Raw genomic sequence first — 16709 nt, 5'->3', positions numbered from 1 at the left:
TGGGCCGCTCCTGTGGGAGCGGCCCGTAATATTTGCTATTTACTTTCGTCCATAGGCGCGTTGAGCGTTTTTTCATCGACCTGCTCGATGTCCGGCAGCTCGCGGACGACCGAATCTCCGTCGGGCCCGCTGGGCGGCTCATCCGCACCGTCGTGCTTCTCCGTCTCTTCGCCGCCGTTCGCGGCGTCTTTGCCCTCCGGCGACGGATGCTCCTTCTTCGGGTAGCCGAGAAGTTCGTCGAGCTCGTCGCCCTCAAGCACCTCTTCTTTGAGAAGGCGCTGAGTTATCTCTTCGAGGCGTTCGCGGTTCTCCGTCAGTATGTCGTGCGCCCTGTTCATGCAGCTGTCGATTATCGCGCGTATTTCAAGGTCTATCGTATGCGCGACCTCTTCGCTGTAGTTGCGGTCGTCGACTATGTCGTGTCCGAGGAACACTTCATGCTGCTTACGTCCGAGCGTGACGAGGCCGAGTTTGTCGCTCATGCCGAACTGCGTAACCATCTGACGCGCTATCTGCGTTGCTCGCTCAAGGTCGTTCGAAGCCCCCGTCGTCACGTCGCCGTAGCGTATCATCTCCGCCACGCGCCCGCCGAGCAGGACACATATCCTGTCGGAAAGTTCCTGCTTGGAGACGAGGAATCTGTCCTCCTCGGGGAGCTGCAGCGTGTAGCCGAGCGCCATGTGTCCGCGCGGGATTATGGAAATCTTGTGAACTGGGTCGGTCCCCTTTATCTTCGCGGCGACGAGCGCGTGTCCCGCCTCGTGATATGCTATTATCTCGCGTTCTTTTTCGCTTATCACGCGGCTCTTGCGCTCGGGACCGGCCATTACGCGGTCGATCGCCTCTTCGAACTCGGGCATGCCGAGCTTCTCTTTGTCGCGGCGCGCCGAAAGGAGCGCGGCTTCGTTAACGAGGTTGGCCAGGTCGGCTCCAACGAAGCCTGGAGTCCTTCTCGCTATGACGTCGATATCGACATCGTCTTCTATCTTCTTGTCTCTGAGGTGGACTTTAAGAATGTCGCGGCGTCCGTTCACGTCCGGCCTGTCTACGACTACCTGGCGGTCGAAACGTCCGGGGCGCAGAAGCGCAGGGTCGAGTATATCGGGACGGTTGGTCGCGGCGATCAGTATTATGCCGGAGCCTGCCTCGAACCCGTCCATCTCGACGAGAAGCTGGTTCAGAGTCTGCTCGCGTTCGTCGTGGCCGCCGCCGAGCCCAGCCCCGCGGTGACGCCCGACGGCGTCTATTTCGTCTATAAATATTATGCATGGCTGATATTTGCGAGCCTGTTCAAACAGGTCGCGCACGCGCGCCGCTCCGACGCCGACGAACATTTCAACGAAGTCTGAGCCGCTGATGCTGAAGAACGGCACGTCCGCCTCGCCAGCTACGGCCCTCGAAAGCAGCGTCTTACCGGTTCCCGGGGCGCCGAGCAGAAGCACGCCTCGCGGGACCCTCGCGCCGAGTTTCGTGAACTTAGCCGGATCCTTAAGGAACTGCACGACCTCCTCGAGCTCTTCCTTGGATTCGTCGCATCCGGCCACATCTGCGAAGGTCACCTTGGGACGGTTGTCGAGGAAGAGCTTGGCCTTGCTTTTAGCGAATCCCATAACCTTGCTGCCGCCGCCCTGCATGTTGTAGATGAAGTATATCCATACGCCTATAAGCAGCAGAGTCGGAAGCAGCGACGTGAGCAGCGCGGTAAGCCAGGAATTCTTAGGCGGCGGGACGACCTCCACTTCGACGCCCTTCTCCGAGAGAAAATCCGGGAGCGACGACGCATCGACGATATAAGTGACAAACTCTCCGCCGGATTTCAGCATTCCGGTAAGTTTTTCGGGGTCTATACGCACCTTCGTCACATTACCGTTGTTTACCTCGCTGCGCATGACGTTGTACGGCATGACGTTCGTCTGCGCCGATTTCTGACCGCTGTCGGGGCCGAGGAACACATTGACCAGGCTGACCACCAGCACGATCAGGACAATGTACATCCCCACGTTCTTAGAAATTTTTTTCAATCTATGTTGTCCTCTCTTTCCTATTCTTCCTTTTTATACTAGTCTGCCGGCTCCGCCACATGTATCGCGGGAAGCTGACGGAAACGTCCGGCGTAGTCGAGGCCGTAGCCGATGACGAATTCGTCTGGGATCACGAAACCGGAGTATTTCACTTCGACAGGCTGCGTGCGGCGCTCCGCCTTGTCGAGCAGAACGCATATTTCAAGCGAAGCCGGGCCGCGCTCGCGCAGGAGTTTTACGATGTAGTTGAGCGAAAGGCCGGTATCCAGTATATCCTCGACTATCACGACGTGCTTGCCGTGGATGTCGGTGCTCAGGTCTTTTTGTATTTTTACTACGCCGCTGCTCTTCGTCGAGGCGCCGTATGAAGCTATGGCGAGAAAATCGATCTGTACGTCGACGTCCGGCCCCATCTCGCGTATAAGATCGGAGAAGAATACGACCGCGCCCTTCAGTACGCACACGAACACGACCTGTTTCCCGGCATAGTCCTCGCGTATCTTCGCGCCGAGCTCTTTAACCTTTTCTCTTATTTTTTCTTCGGGTATAAGCGTTCTGCCTATTCTATATTCCACTCTCAAGCACTCCCTCGCGGAGGAAAATCTGTCTGCAACAATAGAGAATGATACCACACTTTAATTATCCCGCCCACCACGGGAGATGATTTTCGCCGCGGCTTTTTCCGCGCGCGCGCGTTTTCTCGACGTCGGCGCGGCGCAGCCATCCGAGGCCGCGCTCAGAATAACACGTCTCGACGTCTAAAGCCCACTGAAAGCGCCAGAAGCCGCCGCGCCTTATAAGTGAAAGCAGCTCCTCCGTGCGCCGGCGCGAAAGCACGGGAAGCGACAGCGCCGCACCCTGCGCGCGAAGCATTTCGCAAAGCAGCGTATCCGGCAGCTCCTTCAGAGGCGCGGCGCGCCATGCGGCGAGAGCCGGCGGCTGCGTGAACGATACCGCTTCAAGCGCACGGCGCGCCGCGGCTGCGCGCTCGTCCGTTTCGACCGAGACCTGCCGCGCCAGGCCGAGCATGACGTTTTCAAAGCCAGGATTGAGGTTGTCCTTTATCCATGGGATCAATATGTTTCGGATTTTGTTGCGCATATAATCGGACTCGTCGTTGGTCGCGTCGTCGCGCCACTGCACTCCGTTTTCCTTGAGAAGCGCGCGCAGCTCGGCGCGTGTGAAATCTATGACCGGGCGCACTATGTTTCCCCTGCGCTCGGGGATTCCGCGCAGCCCCGCTATTCCTGTGCCGCGCGCAAGGTTCAGAAGCTGCGTTTCAACGACGTCGTCAGCGTTGTGACCGACGGCGATGAAAGGCAGGGAATAACGGCGCGCCGTCTCCTCGAAATGCTCGTAGCGCGCGCGGCGGCCTGACATTTCAAAAGACTCGCCTTTTCCTCGCGTCTCATGGACGTCGACGACTTTTACCGAACACTCTATCCCCCACTCGCGGCAGAGCCCGCGCGCGAATTCAGCGTCGCGGTGTGATTCGCCGCCTCTGGTGCAGTGGTCGAGGTGCGCAGCTACGACGCGTCCGCTGAAAAATTCTTTGAGCAGCCACAGCGTCGCCACGGAGTCGCCGCCGCCGGAAAGCGCGCAGACGATCCCCTCAGCGCCGGCCCAGCCCTGCCGTCCGGCTGCAGCGAGAAATTTCTTCCTGGCCTCAATCAGAGACGTGTTCAAGCTCTTTCTGTCCAAACGGGCACCACCGTATAAGCGTGCATTCTCCGCAGCGAGGCCGGCGCGCGTTGCATATACCTCGTCCGTGCTCGAGGAAATTCAAATGCCCGCCGCGAAAGCGCTCTTTAGGCAGCTCCGCCTCGAGAAGCCCCTGAATCTTGTCCGGCGGAAATTTCTCCCCGGCCCAGCCGAATCGCTTGCTGAGCCGCGTAATGTGCGTGTCTACGGGAAAGCCCGGCATATCTAGGTCGAAGCATTCAACGATGGCCGAGGTCTTGGGGCCGACGCCCGGCAGCGACGTGAGGTAGGCGCGCACCTCCGGCTGCGTCCAATTACGCAGCTCCTTTATAGAGTAGACGCCGAACCTCTCCTTCACCGCCGCCAGTATCTGCTGTATGCGAGGCGGCTTCGTGCCGCTCATTCCGGCGATGCGCAGCACTTCCTTCAGCTCGTCGATGTCAGCGGCCGCGACCTCGTCCCATGAGGCGTAGCGCGCCTTCATATTCGCGAATGCCCGGTCGCGCAGCTTGTCGTTGGTGTTCTGCGACAATATAGTCAGTATGAGGTCGTCGAGCGGCTCCTCGTAGCAGAAATCGCTCGCAGGGCGGGCTTCGTTGCCGTACAGAGCCTCGAGCCCGTCAAGAATCTCCTTAACGTCGTGCAGAGCCATCACTCGGCCTCCCTGCCGCCACCGGCGGACTCCGGCGACGCCTTTTCTTTCTTGGGCTGCCTCTTTTTCTTCGGAGGATCTATCCTGTCGCCGATGACCTTCTTATAGCGGAACGAACGCTCGAGCCATTCCTCGAGGGCCGCCTGCACTCGCCCGTGCACGCTATCCTTCGGGTAGTCTCCGTTCTCGTCAGGCGTACCGGCGGGGACTCCGGTAAGTATTTCTATGCCTTCGTCTATGGTCGAAATGCTCCATATATGGAATTTGCCCTTCCTGACGGCCTCCGTCACTTCATGGCAGAGCATAAGGTGACGTTCGTTCTGCACAGGGATCATGACGCCCTGGCGTCCCGTCAGCCCATTGTGCTCGCAGTAGCGGAAGAAGCCCTCTATCTTTTCGTTGACGCCGCCTATAGGCTGTATGTTGCCGCGCTGGTCCACGGAACCGGTCACCGCTATCCCCTGATTGAGCGGAATTTCGGCTATCGCGGAAAGCAGGCAGTAAAGCTCTGTCGACGACGCGCTGTCTCCCTCTATGCCGCCGTAGGTCTGCTCGAAGGCGATGCGCGCGCTTATCGAAAGCGGATACTTCTTCGCGTACATGCGCCCGAGATAGCTCGTAAGAGTCATAAGCCCCTTGTTGTGTATAGGCCCGGTCATGCGGACCTCGCGCTCTATGTTGACGACCCCCTCCGTCCCCATGAAAACGTTGGCCGTTATGCGCACGGGCGAGCCGAACGAATGATCTATAAGCTGAGAGACGGTCAGGCCGTTTATCTGTCCTACCGCAAAACCGTCCGTGTCTATCCTTATTACGCCGTTTTTATACTCGTCTAAGACCTTTTCTTCCCACATGTCGGAGCGGAACAGCTTTTCCGAGAGCGCATTCCTTACGTGCTCCACGCCGACCTGTCGCTTTCCTGCGCCCTTGGCTAGCGCCGTAGACTCTACCAGAACCTCAGCGATTTTATTGAGCTGGGTAGAAAGCTTGTTCTTATCCTCTACAAGGCGCGAGGCCCACTCTATCACCTCTCCGACCGCCGCAGCCGTGAAATGCAGCTTTCCCTCACGTTCGACGAAGCCGGCGACGAAGCGCGCTATCTGCATTTCGCTTTCATCTGTACGCGGCATCTCCGAGTCGAACTCAGCCTTGACCTTGAACACTTTGGAGAACTCGGGGTCGTATATGTTCAGCAGGTAGTACAGATACGGAGTACCTACGATGACGACCTTCATATCAACCGGGATAGGCTCCGGGCGCAGCGAGGATACAGGAATGTAGCCGAGCTGCTCCGCGAGATTTTCTATGGCGAGCTCGCGGTAGCGCAGGACGCGCTTCAGCACGTCCCACGACATGAACTGACGCAGAAGCTCGTCCGCGTCGAGCAGCAGGAATCCGCCGTTCGCCCTGTGCATCGCGCCCGGCGTTATGCGGCGGAAGTCGGTGTAGAGATTGCCCTGGCGGTTCTCGTAATCAACTTTGCCTACTAGGTTGTAATATATGGGGTTCGTCTCGCAGACGACTGGCGCACCGTCGTTCGGATTGTTGCTGACGAAGGCGTTCACCTCATAGCGCGAGAAATCTACGTCGGCCTGGTCGTCGCGCACCGCGGCGAGAAAAACGTTGAAATTAGCTATCAGATCCTCGGAAAAATCGTCGAGCCAGCGTTCGAGCTTCTCGTTCGGCTGGTATTTCGTCCTAAGCTCAGACATCACCGGCGCTATCGCGACGCGGCATATCTGGCTCTCCAGCTCGTGTATCTTTTCTTTCAGGTCTTTTTCCTTTTCTCTGATGAGGCGCAGCTTTTCGAGCGTCTTCTGAGAAATTTCCTCGGACGCCTTTTGGAGCTCGGCCTGCTCGCTTTCGGAGAGCTTCTCAAACTCTTCCTGCTGCATCTCGCGAAGCACCGGCTCCGCCTCCTTGGGCTCCTCGCCCTCCGCAGCTTCGCTTCCAGGCGCGGGAAGCGGCGGAGCCGTTATGAGCGGAAGGTTGACGAACCCCTGCGGCGTGCGCTTGATAGCGAAATTCTTCGACTCGGCCCATTTACGCAGCTCTTCCATTATAGAGTTGACCTCGTCCTGGAAAGCCTTGACGAGATGCGCTTTACTGTCCTCGAACTCGTTGTTGTCGAAGGCCTTCGACAAAGCGGTCTTCAATTCCTCAACAGCGTCAGCCGCGTCCTTCGCAAGCTCGCGCCCCCTGCCGGCTGGAAGTCTGAGCGCAAGCGGCACGCTCGGATCGTCGAAATTGTAGACGTAGACCCAGTCGTCCGGCGCCGGCATCGACGCCGCTGCGTGGCGAAGCTCTTCCAGCGCGTAGGTCGTGCGTCCGCATCCCGGCTCCCCGACCATGAATATGTTGTATCCTTTGCTCTGAACGGACAATCCGAAATTGACGGAACGAACCGCGCGTTCCTGTCCGATAAGCCCGGAAAGCTTGTCCAGCCCCTTCGTCGTCCTGAATCCCAGGGCGCTGAGGTTTGCCTGACGGCGAAGACTGCTTGCCGGAAGTTTTCTATCTTCTGAAAGGGACATGAAGCTCCTCCTGTTTACCGCCATACCGGCGATAAAAGTTAATATTAGTCAATTGCTGAATTATATCACAGCGAAATAATTTAGGGGACAGATTATATACGGCTTTACCGCCCCCTACATAACGAAAAAGGGAGAACGCCGCGCGCTCTCCCTTGCTGTCAGATTTCTTTATATTTTTCTATGTATAAATACGAAAGAAATACTTGTTGATGAAGCTTACAGCTTCTCCACGTTGGAAGCCTGGGGGCCCTTGCTTCCCTGCGTGATTTCAAAGCTTACCTTCTGGCCTTCGTCAAGGGTCTTGAAGCCCTCGCCCTGGATTGCGCTGAAGTGTACGAATACATCGTTGCCTTCATCGGTGGTGATAAATCCGTAACCCTTCGTCGCGTTGAACCATTTTACTGTGCCGTTGCTTTTCAAGGTGTTGCCTCCCAACAGGAAATATGTTTCATCGGCTTGCGCCGACTGAGCTTACATTATACTTTTATCAAGCGCTTGTCAAGGAAAATACCGGAATTCTAATGTTTTTTCATCGGTTTTCATCAAAATTTTGATTCTATAACAAACAGCGAAATAAATCAATCTCTTAATGCGAGATTTTTATGCGTTCTAAAAATAATTCTACAGACCTACGATTTCAAGCTGAAAATAGCAATCCAAGCTTGTAATTTTTTCTGGAAACTATTGTTTGATATTCATTGATGTATTATAATATCACCGTTAAGTCAGTATTGGTTAAATATGGCTTACCGAGGAGTGATGGAAATGGATATGAACAAGCTGACACAGAAGTCGCAGGAAGCATTCTATGAAGCGCAGAACTTGGCTGTCCGCTACGGACACCAGGAAGTGGACGCTGAAAACGTAGCCCTGGCGCTTATTAAGCAGGAGAACGGCCTTATCCCGCGCCTTCTTGAAAAAATGAACGTTCCCGTCAATAACATAGCCGGGGCGATAGAAAACGAACTCAACCGCAAGCCGAAAGTTTCCGGAGCCGGACAGGAGAGCGGCAAAATCTACATCTCACAGCGTCTGTCCAAGATACTGGTGCGCGCGGAGGACGAAGCAAACGGACTCAAGGACGAATACATATCGGTGGAGCATATTTTCCTCGCGATACTGTACGAGACGAAGGGCAGTCCGCTGGGAAAGGTTTTCGAAACATTCGGCGTAACGCCGGAGAATTTCTTGAAGACGCTATCTGAAGTACGCGGCAATCAGCGCGTGACCAGCGACAACCCGGAGGACACCTACGACGCGCTTGAGAAATACGGACGCGACCTCGTGAAAGCCGCGCGCGAGAACAAGCTTGACCCAGTCATAGGACGTGATGAAGAGATACGCCGCACGATACGCATACTGAGCCGCAAGACGAAGAACAACCCCGTGCTCATAGGCGAGCCGGGCGTCGGGAAAACGGCGATCGCCGAAGGGCTCGCGATGAGGATCATGCGCGGCGACGTTCCGGAAAATCTCAAAGACCGTATAATTTTCGCGCTCGACATGGGATCGCTGATCGCCGGCGCGAAGTTCCGCGGCGAATTCGAGGAACGTCTGAAAGCCGTGCTCGACGAGGTCAAGAAGAGCGACGGACGCATCATCCTCTTCATAGACGAGCTCCATACGATAGTCGGAGCCGGAAAGACGGACGGCGCGCTCGACGCGGGCAACATGCTTAAGCCGCTGCTGGCGCGCGGCGAGCTGCACTGCATCGGCGCGACGACGCTCGAGGAGTACCGCCAGTACATAGAGAAGGACGCGGCGCTCGAAAGGCGCTTCCAGCCTGTGCTGGTCGAGCCGCCGAGCGTAGAGGACACCGTCTCCATCCTGCGCGGACTGAAAGAGCGCTTCCAGGTTCACCACGGCGTGCGTATCAAGGACAGCGCGCTCGTAGCGGCGGCGGTGCTCTCAAACCGCTACATCACCGACAGGTTCCTGCCCGACAAGGCCATCGACCTTATCGACGAAGCATGCGCGATGATACGCACGGACATCGATTCTCTGCCGGCGGAGCTAGACACGGCCAACAGACGCGTGATGCAGCTCGAAATAGAAGAGGCGGCGCTGAAGCTCGAAAAGGACAAGGCGAGCCTGGAGCGTCTCGAACATCTCCAGAAGGAGCTCGCCGACGCGAAGGAGCACGCGAATACGCTTCGCGCCCAGTATGAGGCTGAAAAGCAGGACATTTCTAAGATTCGCAACGTCCGCGAAGAGATAGAGAAAGTCCGCCATCAGATAGAGGACGCGGAACGCAGCTACGACCTCAACCTTGCGGCGCAGCTCCGCTACGGCACGCTGAACAAGCTTGAAGCCGAACTGAAGGCAGAAGAGCAGAAACTTCAGGAGGCCGACGGCGGCAAGCCGAAACTACTGCGCGAAGAGGTCACCGAGGACGAGATAGCTGAAATCGTATCGAAGTGGACCGGGATACCGGTCGCGCGCCTCGTCGAAGGTGAACGTGAGAAGCTTCTCCACCTCGACAATATCCTGCACGAGCGCGTAGTCGGCCAGGACGAAGCCGTAAGCCTCGTCGCGGACGCCGTCCTGCGCGCGCGCTCCGGCATCAAAGACCCGAAGCGGCCTATAGGCTCCTTCATCTTCCTCGGCCCGACCGGCGTCGGAAAGACGGAGCTTGCGCGCGCTCTCGCGGAAGCGCTCTTCGACTCGGAGGACAACATAATAAGGATAGACATGTCCGAGTATATGGAGAAGCATACGGTCTCTCGCCTCGTCGGAGCGCCTCCGGGATACGTCGGATATGAAGAGGGCGGTCAGCTTACGGAAGCGGTTCGCCGCCATCCGTACTCGGTCGTGCTCTTCGACGAAATCGAAAAGGCGCATCCCGACGTCTTCAACATCATGCTTCAGATACTCGACGACGGGCGCGTCACTGACAGCCACGGGCGCACGGTTAGCTTCAAGAACTGCGTGATAATAATGACGAGCAACATCGGCGCGCAGATCCTGATAGAGGGCATGAACGACAAAGGCGAGCTGCCGCAGAGCGCGATAGACGAGGTTATGTCCATCCTGCGGTCGAAGTTCCGCCCCGAGTTCCTTAACCGCATCGACGAGATAATCTGCTTCAAGCCTCTGACGCTCGACAACCTGCGTAAGATAGTACGTCTGATACTGCGCCAGCTTGAGCAGCGGCTCAACGACCAGGGAATCAGGCTCGACGTCTCCGATGCGGCGCTCGATCTCTGCGCGAAAAACGGATACGACCCGGTGTACGGAGCGCGCCCGCTGAAACGATACGTTCAGAAAGCGCTAGAAACACGCATCGCGCGCGCGATAATTGCGGGCGAGGTGCGCGACGGCGGCACGATACACGTCATAGACAACGAGGGCAGGCTCGACATGACATTCGAGAACGCCCCCGCGGAGAACGAAGACAAATAAACGGACAAACAACCGAATCAGAACGAGCCGGACGGCGGCAGCCAGCCGTCCGGCTTTTTACGGCCCGCGCGGCTGTAAAAAATCAAGATTTTTATTTATAATGACTGCTGCAAATTTTTAGGAGGGAAGATATTCATGGCTGAAAAGATGGAATTCCAAAGCGAAGCCAAACAGGTTCTGGAGCTGATGATCAACTCCGTCTACTCCAACCCCGACATATTCGTAAGGGAGCTCGTGTCGAACGCTTCCGACGCGCTCGACAAACTCCGCATAGAGAGCCTCAGCGACCAGTCGCTCGCGGAATACGCGAAAAACGGGCGCATCGACATAACGATAGACAAAAAAGCGGGAACTCTGACATTCTCCGACAACGGCATAGGCATGAGCCGCGACGACCTAGTCTCCTACCTTGGAACGATAGCGCGCAGCGGCACAGGCGAGTTCATCAAGGCGCTGCAGGAGGCGAAGAACGGCTCCGCCGGAGACCTCATCGGGCAGTTCGGCGTCGGATTCTACTCAAGCTTCATCGCAGCCGACAAGGTGACTGTAGATACGCGTAAAGCCGGTTCGCAGGAAAGCTGGAAGTGGGAATCGGACGGCGACGGCACATACACCATAGACAACGGTACGCGCGAGACTAACGGCACTACGATAACGCTGCACATGAAGCCCGCCGGAAAAGACGACGAGGGCGAGGATCTCAAGGACTACCTCTCAGAGTGGACCATCCGCGGCATCATCAAGGAATACTCCGACTTCGTGACATATCCGATTTACGTCAAAGACGCGGAGGACGACAAAAAAGACGGAAAGGAAGAGCCAGTCAACTCGATGAAGGCTCTCTGGACGCGTCCTCAGAAAGAAATAACCGACGAAGAATTCAACGAATTCTACCGCCACATCTCGCACGACTGGGAAGATCCGCTCGAACGCATATATTACAAGGCCGAGGGCGTCAGCGAGTTCCGCGCGCTGCTCTTCATACCGTCGCGCCCGCCGATGGACCTGTTCTATCAGGACGGCAAACACGGCGTTCAGCTCTACATCCGCCGCGTCTTCATAATGAACGACTGCAAGGACTTGATTCCGGAATACATGCGCTTCATCAAAGGCGTGGTAGATTCCGAAGACCTCTCGCTAAACGTCTCGCGCGAAATGCTCCAGCAGGACCGCCAGACGGCGCAGATAAAAAACAGCCTAACGAAAAAAGTGCTCGACACGCTCTCGAAGCTGCGCAGGGACAAACCTGAGACATACGCTAAATTCTGGCAGACCTTCGGAGTCGTGCTAAAAGAAGGAATAATATCCGACACGCGCCACCGCGAAGAGATAATGAAGCTCTGCACCTTCGAAGGCTCAAACGGCGAAAAAACGACGCTCGAAGACTACGTGATAAAAATGCCGGCCGGACAGGACAAAATATACTACCTCACCGGCTCGTCGCTCGACAACCTCCGCAGCTCGCCGAAGCTCGAAGCCTTCAAAAAACGCGGCGTCAACGTACTGCTGCTCTCCGACCCAGTAGACGAGATATGGGTGAACAACGCGCGCAAATTCGACAAGTATGACTTCGTCTCCGCCTCGGCAGAAAACGTGGAACTTCCGAAAGGCTCGGAGAGTTCAGAAAAACATTCGGAAGAAGTCGAAAAAAGCGGACTCGTAAAGAAACTCAAAGACGCGCTGGGAAGCCTCGTCGAAGACGTAAAGGTCTCAGACCGCCTCGTAGACTCCCCCGTCTGCTTCGTCCAGAAGGGCGAAGAGATTTCTCCGCAAATGCGCAACTTCTTCAAGGCGATGGGACAGGAAGTCCCCGAGGAAAAGCGCGTCATGGAGATAAACCCTGACCACGCGCTAATCAAAAAAATCGCCGAGGAATCCGAAAAGCCGGACTTCAACGCAAACGACTGGTCGAGCGTCCTCATGGGGCTCGCCTCGATAGCCGACGGACAGCCCGTCCCCGACGGCAAGAAATTCACGGCTCTGCTCAGCAGGATGCTCGAGAAATAACGGCGCAAAAAACTGAGCGCCCTTCGTATGAAGGGCGCTTTTTTAGTATATTTCAAAAGCTCATCCTGTAATAATACCAGTTCCCTATTATACGGCGGGTTATATAGCGGTTGTCTCCGCCTGGCTCGGCGTATTCCCATCCCCCGCCGCTGCGGCGGAGTTTCATTTCCACGCCTCTGAAGCCCTTCGGCGCTCCGTCGGGTGAATTATATATACCGGCGTACCATCCGGCTGGGGCTATTCCGAATGAGGCACAGGCAAAGTCTACGGTCCCGTCCGCGCTTATGACGGACGGCCCGCGCACGCCGCATAGCCCGTCCAAGCTCGGCGCGCCGCCGGCGCGGAGCGCTGCGGCCGCACGTTCGAGCTCGTTTTCGTTGATTTTGAATATCAGCGAAACGTAAGCGTAAGAGCCGGCTGCGCGCGGAAGAGCGAAAAAGCATACGCAGAAGATGACGAGCGCCGCCGCGAGAGGCTTCGCTATGTGTTTCACAGCAGCCGTACCGCTGGAGCGGTCATACGCGCGCGCCGAACACGCGCCAATATTTCCAGTACAACGCGGCGGACGCGGCGCACACGAGCAGGCCGGTGAAACGGTACGTGTTGCTTACGCCGAGGACGGGCGAGAGGTAGCCGTACATGAGCGGGCTCGCTATCCATCCGACGTCTATGACGAGCAGTACTAGCCCAGTCGCCTTAGGATGATACTGCGGAGGCATGAGGTCGCCGACGAGCGAGAAATTCGTCGGATAGGCGACGCCGATGCCGAGACCGAACAAAGCTCCGAAAAATGCGAACATCCACGCGGACGAGCAAAATGCCAGCCCCGAGAGCGCGAACCCCATAACAGCGACCGAAGGGGCGGCGAGCCTGACGCGCGGAGCTTTGGATATGAGGCCGAAGCCGAGCGTGCGGATGGCGACAGCCGAGGCCGCGCTCGCCACCATGAAGTAGGAAACCGATACTCCGCGCGCGCCAGCGAGCGACGCGACGGAGAGCGTCCCGGCGTCCGCCAGCGACATTATTATCGCGGTGAGCAGAAGCACGGCGAAACCTTTAGTCCGAAACAGATCTGCATAGCTTCCCCACGAGCTTTTTTCCTTGCCGGTGTAATTCAAGTCGCTGACCTTCCAACCGACTGCGGCGCAGATAACGGAAATGGCTACCGGCGTCCATACATAAAGCGTTCCGAAACCGCCTTTTATCAGCTGCTCGCAAAGCGGCACGACCGTCGCGAGAGGAAGCATCGAGCCCGTTGTAAAGAGCGCGAAGCCTATGCCGCGAGATTTTTCGTCGAGAAGTATGGATTGAGCCGCTACGGTTGCAACGATGAATACGCTGAAAAAAATTCCGCTAAGCGCGCGGAACACAAGCAGCGAAGCGCCGCCGCCCAGAGTCAGCGCTATGCCGGCGGTCGCCGCAGCGCAAAGCAGCGCGCTCCCTATGAGCGTCCGCCGAATGTCGAACCTCTCCATCACAACGCTTCCGAGCGGACGGCAGAACAGCGTGACCATATAGAACGCGCTTAGGAACAGCCCCGCGCGCTGCGGAGTCGCCCCAAGCGATTCGTAGAACGGGCCGAAAAGAAAATATGCGTTCGAAACGCAGGTCATACCATAATAGGCCAAGAAGATAAGAAAAATCTGTCGGCTGTTCTTATTCATTCCTCTCATCCTTCAAAAAAGGCGCCCTCAAAAGAGGGCGCCCATGCAGATTCGGCAAAAATATTATTCTTCTTCGTCCTTGCGTTCCTGTGCGGCCTGCTCGATTACCTTCTTCGCGATGTCGCCAGGAACCTCTTCGTAGTGGCTGTACTCCATCGAGAAGGAGCCGCGCCCAGAGGTCATCGAACGAAGGATTATCGCGTAGCGGAACATCTCGGAGAGCGGGCACTGAGCCTTGACTATCTGAAGTTTTCCTTCGCTGTCTATGCCCATTATACGCCCGCGGCGGCTGTTGAAATCGCCCATTACGTCGCCGAGGCAGTCCTCGGGAACCGTGACTTCGACGTTCATGACAGGCTCCATGAGCACCGGGTTCGCCTGCTCCATGCATTTCTTGAAGGCTATCGAAGCGGCGATCTTGAAGGCCATTTCCGACGAGTCCACGTCGTGATACGAGCCGTCGAATATAGCGCAGGAGAAGTCCGTCGCTGGATAACCGGCGAGGTATCCGCGCGCAGCGGCCTCGCGGAGACCTTTTTCAGCGGCCGGGATATAGTTCTTCGGAACCGCGCCGCCGACTATCCTGTCTATAAATTCGATGCCGGCGTTCTTATCGAGCGGCGCAAGCTCGAACCATACGTCGCCGTACTGGCCGCGTCCGCCGGACTGCTTCTTGTGCTTGCCCTGAGCGCTCGCCTTTTTCTTTATCGTCTCGCGGTACGGCACCTTCGGCGTGCGCGTCTCGAGGTCGACCTTGTAGCGCTCCTTTATCTTAGAGAGTACGATATCGAGGTGCATGTCGCCCATGCCGGAAAGCACGGCGTCGTTGGTCTCGGGATTCTTCTCATACGAAAGCGTGCGGTCTTCCTTGAGCATCTTGGTGATGGCGTTTCCGAGCTTGTCTTCATCGGCGCGGCTCTTCGGGAAGACGGCTACGCTGTAGACCGGCTTCGGGAACTTTATCGGGCGGAACTTGAGCGTCTCGCCCTTCATCCCAAGCGTATCGCCGGCAATGGTGCTCTCAAGCTTCGGAATAGCCACTATATCTCCGAGGATTATCTCCTTGCCCTCAGTGCTGTCCTTGCCGCGCATGAAGCGGAAGGTGCTGATGCGCTCTTCCGTCTCTTCGTTGACGTTGTAGACAGTCTGGTCGCTGGTGAGCTTGCCGGAGAAGACCTTGACGAACGAAAGCTTTCCAACATACGGGTCGACCATGACCTTGAAGACAAAGGCGAGGAATTTAGCGTTTTCGTCGGGCGGGATGTTGACGACCTCGTCGCCGTTGAGCGCGGCACGGTGAAGCATATCCTTCGGAGACGGCATATAATCGCTTATCATGTCCATGAGCTGGACGACGCCGATGTTGAGCGTGCCCGACCCAGGTATTATCGGGAACAGCGCGCGCGCGCATACGGCCTTGCGCAGCACGCCGAGAAGCTCATCTATCGAAAGTTCTTCGCCGTCGAGATAGCGCATCATAAGCTCGTCGTCGGCTTCAACCGCGCGCTCGATAAGAGTCTCGCGCGCCGAAGCTATCGCGTCCGCCATGTCGGCGGGAGCCTCTCCCTCGGTGAACTCCTTGCTTCCGTCGCCCTTATACATATAGGCCTTTCCGGTAAGAACGTTGACGAGGCCCTTGAAATTCTGCTGGCTGCCTACCGGCAGATAGAGCGGTACGGCCTTGTCTGAAATGTTTTCCTGTATATCTGCCACGACGTTGTCAAAGTCGGTATTTTCTCTGTCAAGTTTGCTGATGAAGAAAATCGCCGGCGTCTCGAATGTCTCAGCAAATTCCCAGACGTTGTGGGTCTGTACTTCGACGCCGGAAGTAGCGTTAACGAGGACGAGCGCACCGTCGGCGACGCGCATCGCGCAGCGCTGTTCTCCTACAAAGTCGGCAAAGCCGGGAGTATCCAGAATATAAAAAGTTTTGTCCTTATACGGAACGGTCGAGAGAGAGGTGCTGATGGAAATACCGCGCTTCTGTTCCTCGGAATCGAAGTCAGAAACCGTGTTCTTGTCCTCGACCCTTCCCATGCGGCTTATAAGCCCGGCGTCGAACAAAAACGCCTCGTTCAGCGTGGTCTTCCCCGCACCTCCATGTGAAATGAGCGCGATGCTGCGGATGTCTTCAGGTTTGCGTGTCCCCATTACTTTCACTCCTTCTTGTGCTATGAAGCATTAGGTATAACTTGTTCATTTATGACTCACTGATAATACTTGCATTAAGGAGTTACGTCAAGAAACGAGATAAAGCAATGCGCGGCTCGTATATAAGCGCCCAGATGATTGCGTTGAAACAACCGTATGGCTGGAAGGTTGTTTGTGAAATTAACGCAGCAACACCCCTTTGCACGAATATCACAACGCCGCGTTTTTTGCCGTGTTTCCGCCGCTTCTGTATCGATTGACGCAAACCGGTAAGTCCCTTGCCACAGCCGTCGAGTCCGAAATACGGTCCGGCTGACTTTTGAAAACTTGTAAACCTAATCGAATGCACCCAGGTAAGATTTTTAATAAACAGGCTGAATCATGATGTATTCGCCTACAGTTCCTTGCCTGCCAGCAAAGAACAGCTAGACTTATGAGGGATAAGATGAGAACTGCACGTTTCGAAATAAATTCCGCGTATTTGAACAGAGTCCTTTCTTTGAGCACAGTATGCAGGCTTCAGGTTAGATATCAACCGATGGCGTATTTATACGCGCCTTTTGCAATCGTTCGCGCG

11 protein-coding genes are annotated in these 16709 nt (G+C 56.3%); 2 read left to right on the top strand and 9 right to left on the bottom strand.

Annotated features, from left to right (window positions below; translation table 11 throughout):
- Nucleotides 1–35 precede the first annotated feature (35 nt).
- From ftsH to B5F39_RS03070, 6 genes are all read right to left on the bottom strand, one after another.
- A complete protein-coding gene (gene ftsH, locus B5F39_RS03095; protein ID WP_087363711.1) occupies nucleotides 36–2021 on the bottom strand; it encodes an ATP-dependent zinc metalloprotease FtsH in 1986 nt (661 codons plus the stop codon).
- A 38-nt stretch (nucleotides 2022–2059) separates the two neighbouring features.
- Nucleotides 2060–2596 (bottom strand): hypoxanthine phosphoribosyltransferase, encoded by a 537-nt coding sequence (gene hpt, locus B5F39_RS03090; protein WP_087363709.1) that lies wholly within the window; start codon nucleotides 2594–2596, stop codon nucleotides 2060–2062.
- Between the two features lie 64 nt (nucleotides 2597–2660).
- Nucleotides 2661–3722 carry a tRNA lysidine(34) synthetase TilS gene (tilS, locus tag B5F39_RS03085; protein WP_158095912.1) on the bottom strand — a complete coding sequence of 354 codons (1062 nt, stop codon included), beginning with the start codon at nucleotides 3720–3722 and terminating at the stop codon, nucleotides 2661–2663.
- On the bottom strand, nucleotides 3688–4374 hold the full coding sequence (locus B5F39_RS03080) for an endonuclease III (RefSeq protein WP_239391058.1): 687 nt from the start codon (nucleotides 4372–4374) through the stop codon (nucleotides 3688–3690). The genes tilS and B5F39_RS03080 overlap by 35 nt, the downstream gene beginning before the upstream one ends.
- Nucleotides 4374–6908, bottom strand: a complete 2535-nt coding sequence (locus B5F39_RS03075) for an ATP-binding protein (protein WP_087363701.1) — start codon at nucleotides 6906–6908, stop codon at nucleotides 4374–4376. Before B5F39_RS03075 ends, B5F39_RS03080 begins: the two co-directional genes overlap by 1 nt.
- A gap of 216 nt (nucleotides 6909–7124) precedes the next feature.
- Complete coding sequence (locus B5F39_RS03070; protein WP_087363698.1) at nucleotides 7125–7328, bottom strand: cold-shock protein; 204 nt, start codon at nucleotides 7326–7328, stop codon at nucleotides 7125–7127.
- Nucleotides 7329–7673: 345 nt separating this feature from the next.
- Between B5F39_RS03070 and clpB the strand changes: the two genes are divergently transcribed.
- Together clpB and htpG are read left to right on the top strand one after the other, a co-directional pair.
- Complete coding sequence (gene clpB, locus B5F39_RS03065) at nucleotides 7674–10310, top strand: ATP-dependent chaperone ClpB (RefSeq protein WP_087363695.1); 2637 nt, start codon at nucleotides 7674–7676, stop codon at nucleotides 10308–10310.
- A 135-nt stretch (nucleotides 10311–10445) separates the two neighbouring features.
- Entirely contained in the window at nucleotides 10446–12317 is a 1872-nt protein-coding gene (htpG, locus tag B5F39_RS03060; protein ID WP_087363692.1) for a molecular chaperone HtpG, read from the top strand.
- A 52-nt stretch (nucleotides 12318–12369) separates the two neighbouring features.
- Here the strand turns inward: htpG and B5F39_RS03055 are convergent, their stop codons facing one another.
- The 3 genes from B5F39_RS03055 to fusA all read right to left on the bottom strand — a co-directional run bounded on the left by B5F39_RS03055 (nucleotide 12370) and on the right by fusA (nucleotide 16132).
- Nucleotides 12370–12810: a hypothetical protein gene (locus B5F39_RS03055; protein ID WP_087363689.1), complete on the bottom strand. Its 441-nt coding sequence runs from the start codon at nucleotides 12808–12810 to the stop codon at nucleotides 12370–12372.
- 22 nt (nucleotides 12811–12832) lie between these two features.
- Nucleotides 12833–13981, bottom strand: a complete 1149-nt coding sequence (locus tag B5F39_RS03050) for an MFS transporter (RefSeq protein ID WP_087363687.1) — start codon at nucleotides 13979–13981, stop codon at nucleotides 12833–12835.
- A gap of 63 nt (nucleotides 13982–14044) precedes the next feature.
- On the bottom strand, nucleotides 14045–16132 hold the full coding sequence (gene fusA, locus B5F39_RS03045) for an elongation factor G (protein ID WP_087363685.1): 2088 nt from the start codon (nucleotides 16130–16132) through the stop codon (nucleotides 14045–14047).
- Nucleotides 16133–16709 lie beyond the last annotated feature (577 nt).

Source organism: Cloacibacillus sp. An23, from assembly GCF_002159945.1.
Lineage (GTDB): Bacteria > Synergistota > Synergistia > Synergistales > Synergistaceae > Caccocola.
This window is presented reverse-complemented; position numbering and strand designations above follow the sequence as displayed.

Bases quoted from the DNA above. Each gene is read 5' to 3' on its own strand.
- B5F39_RS03050 (WP_087363687.1), bottom strand. From the start codon at position 13,981: ATGAATAAGAACAGCCGACAGATTTTTCTTATCTTCTTGGCCTATTAT.
- htpG (WP_087363692.1), top strand. From the start codon at position 10,446: ATGGCTGAAAAGATGGAATTCCAAAGCGAAGCCAAACAGGTTCTGGAG.
- clpB (WP_087363695.1), top strand. From the start codon at position 7,674: ATGGATATGAACAAGCTGACACAGAAGTCGCAGGAAGCATTCTATGAA.
- fusA (WP_087363685.1), bottom strand. From the start codon at position 16,132: ATGGGGACACGCAAACCTGAAGACATCCGCAGCATCGCGCTCATTTCA.
- B5F39_RS03080 (WP_239391058.1), bottom strand. From the start codon at position 4,374: ATGGCTCTGCACGACGTTAAGGAGATTCTTGACGGGCTCGAGGCTCTG.
- B5F39_RS03075 (WP_087363701.1), bottom strand. From the start codon at position 6,908: ATGTCCCTTTCAGAAGATAGAAAACTTCCGGCAAGCAGTCTTCGCCGT.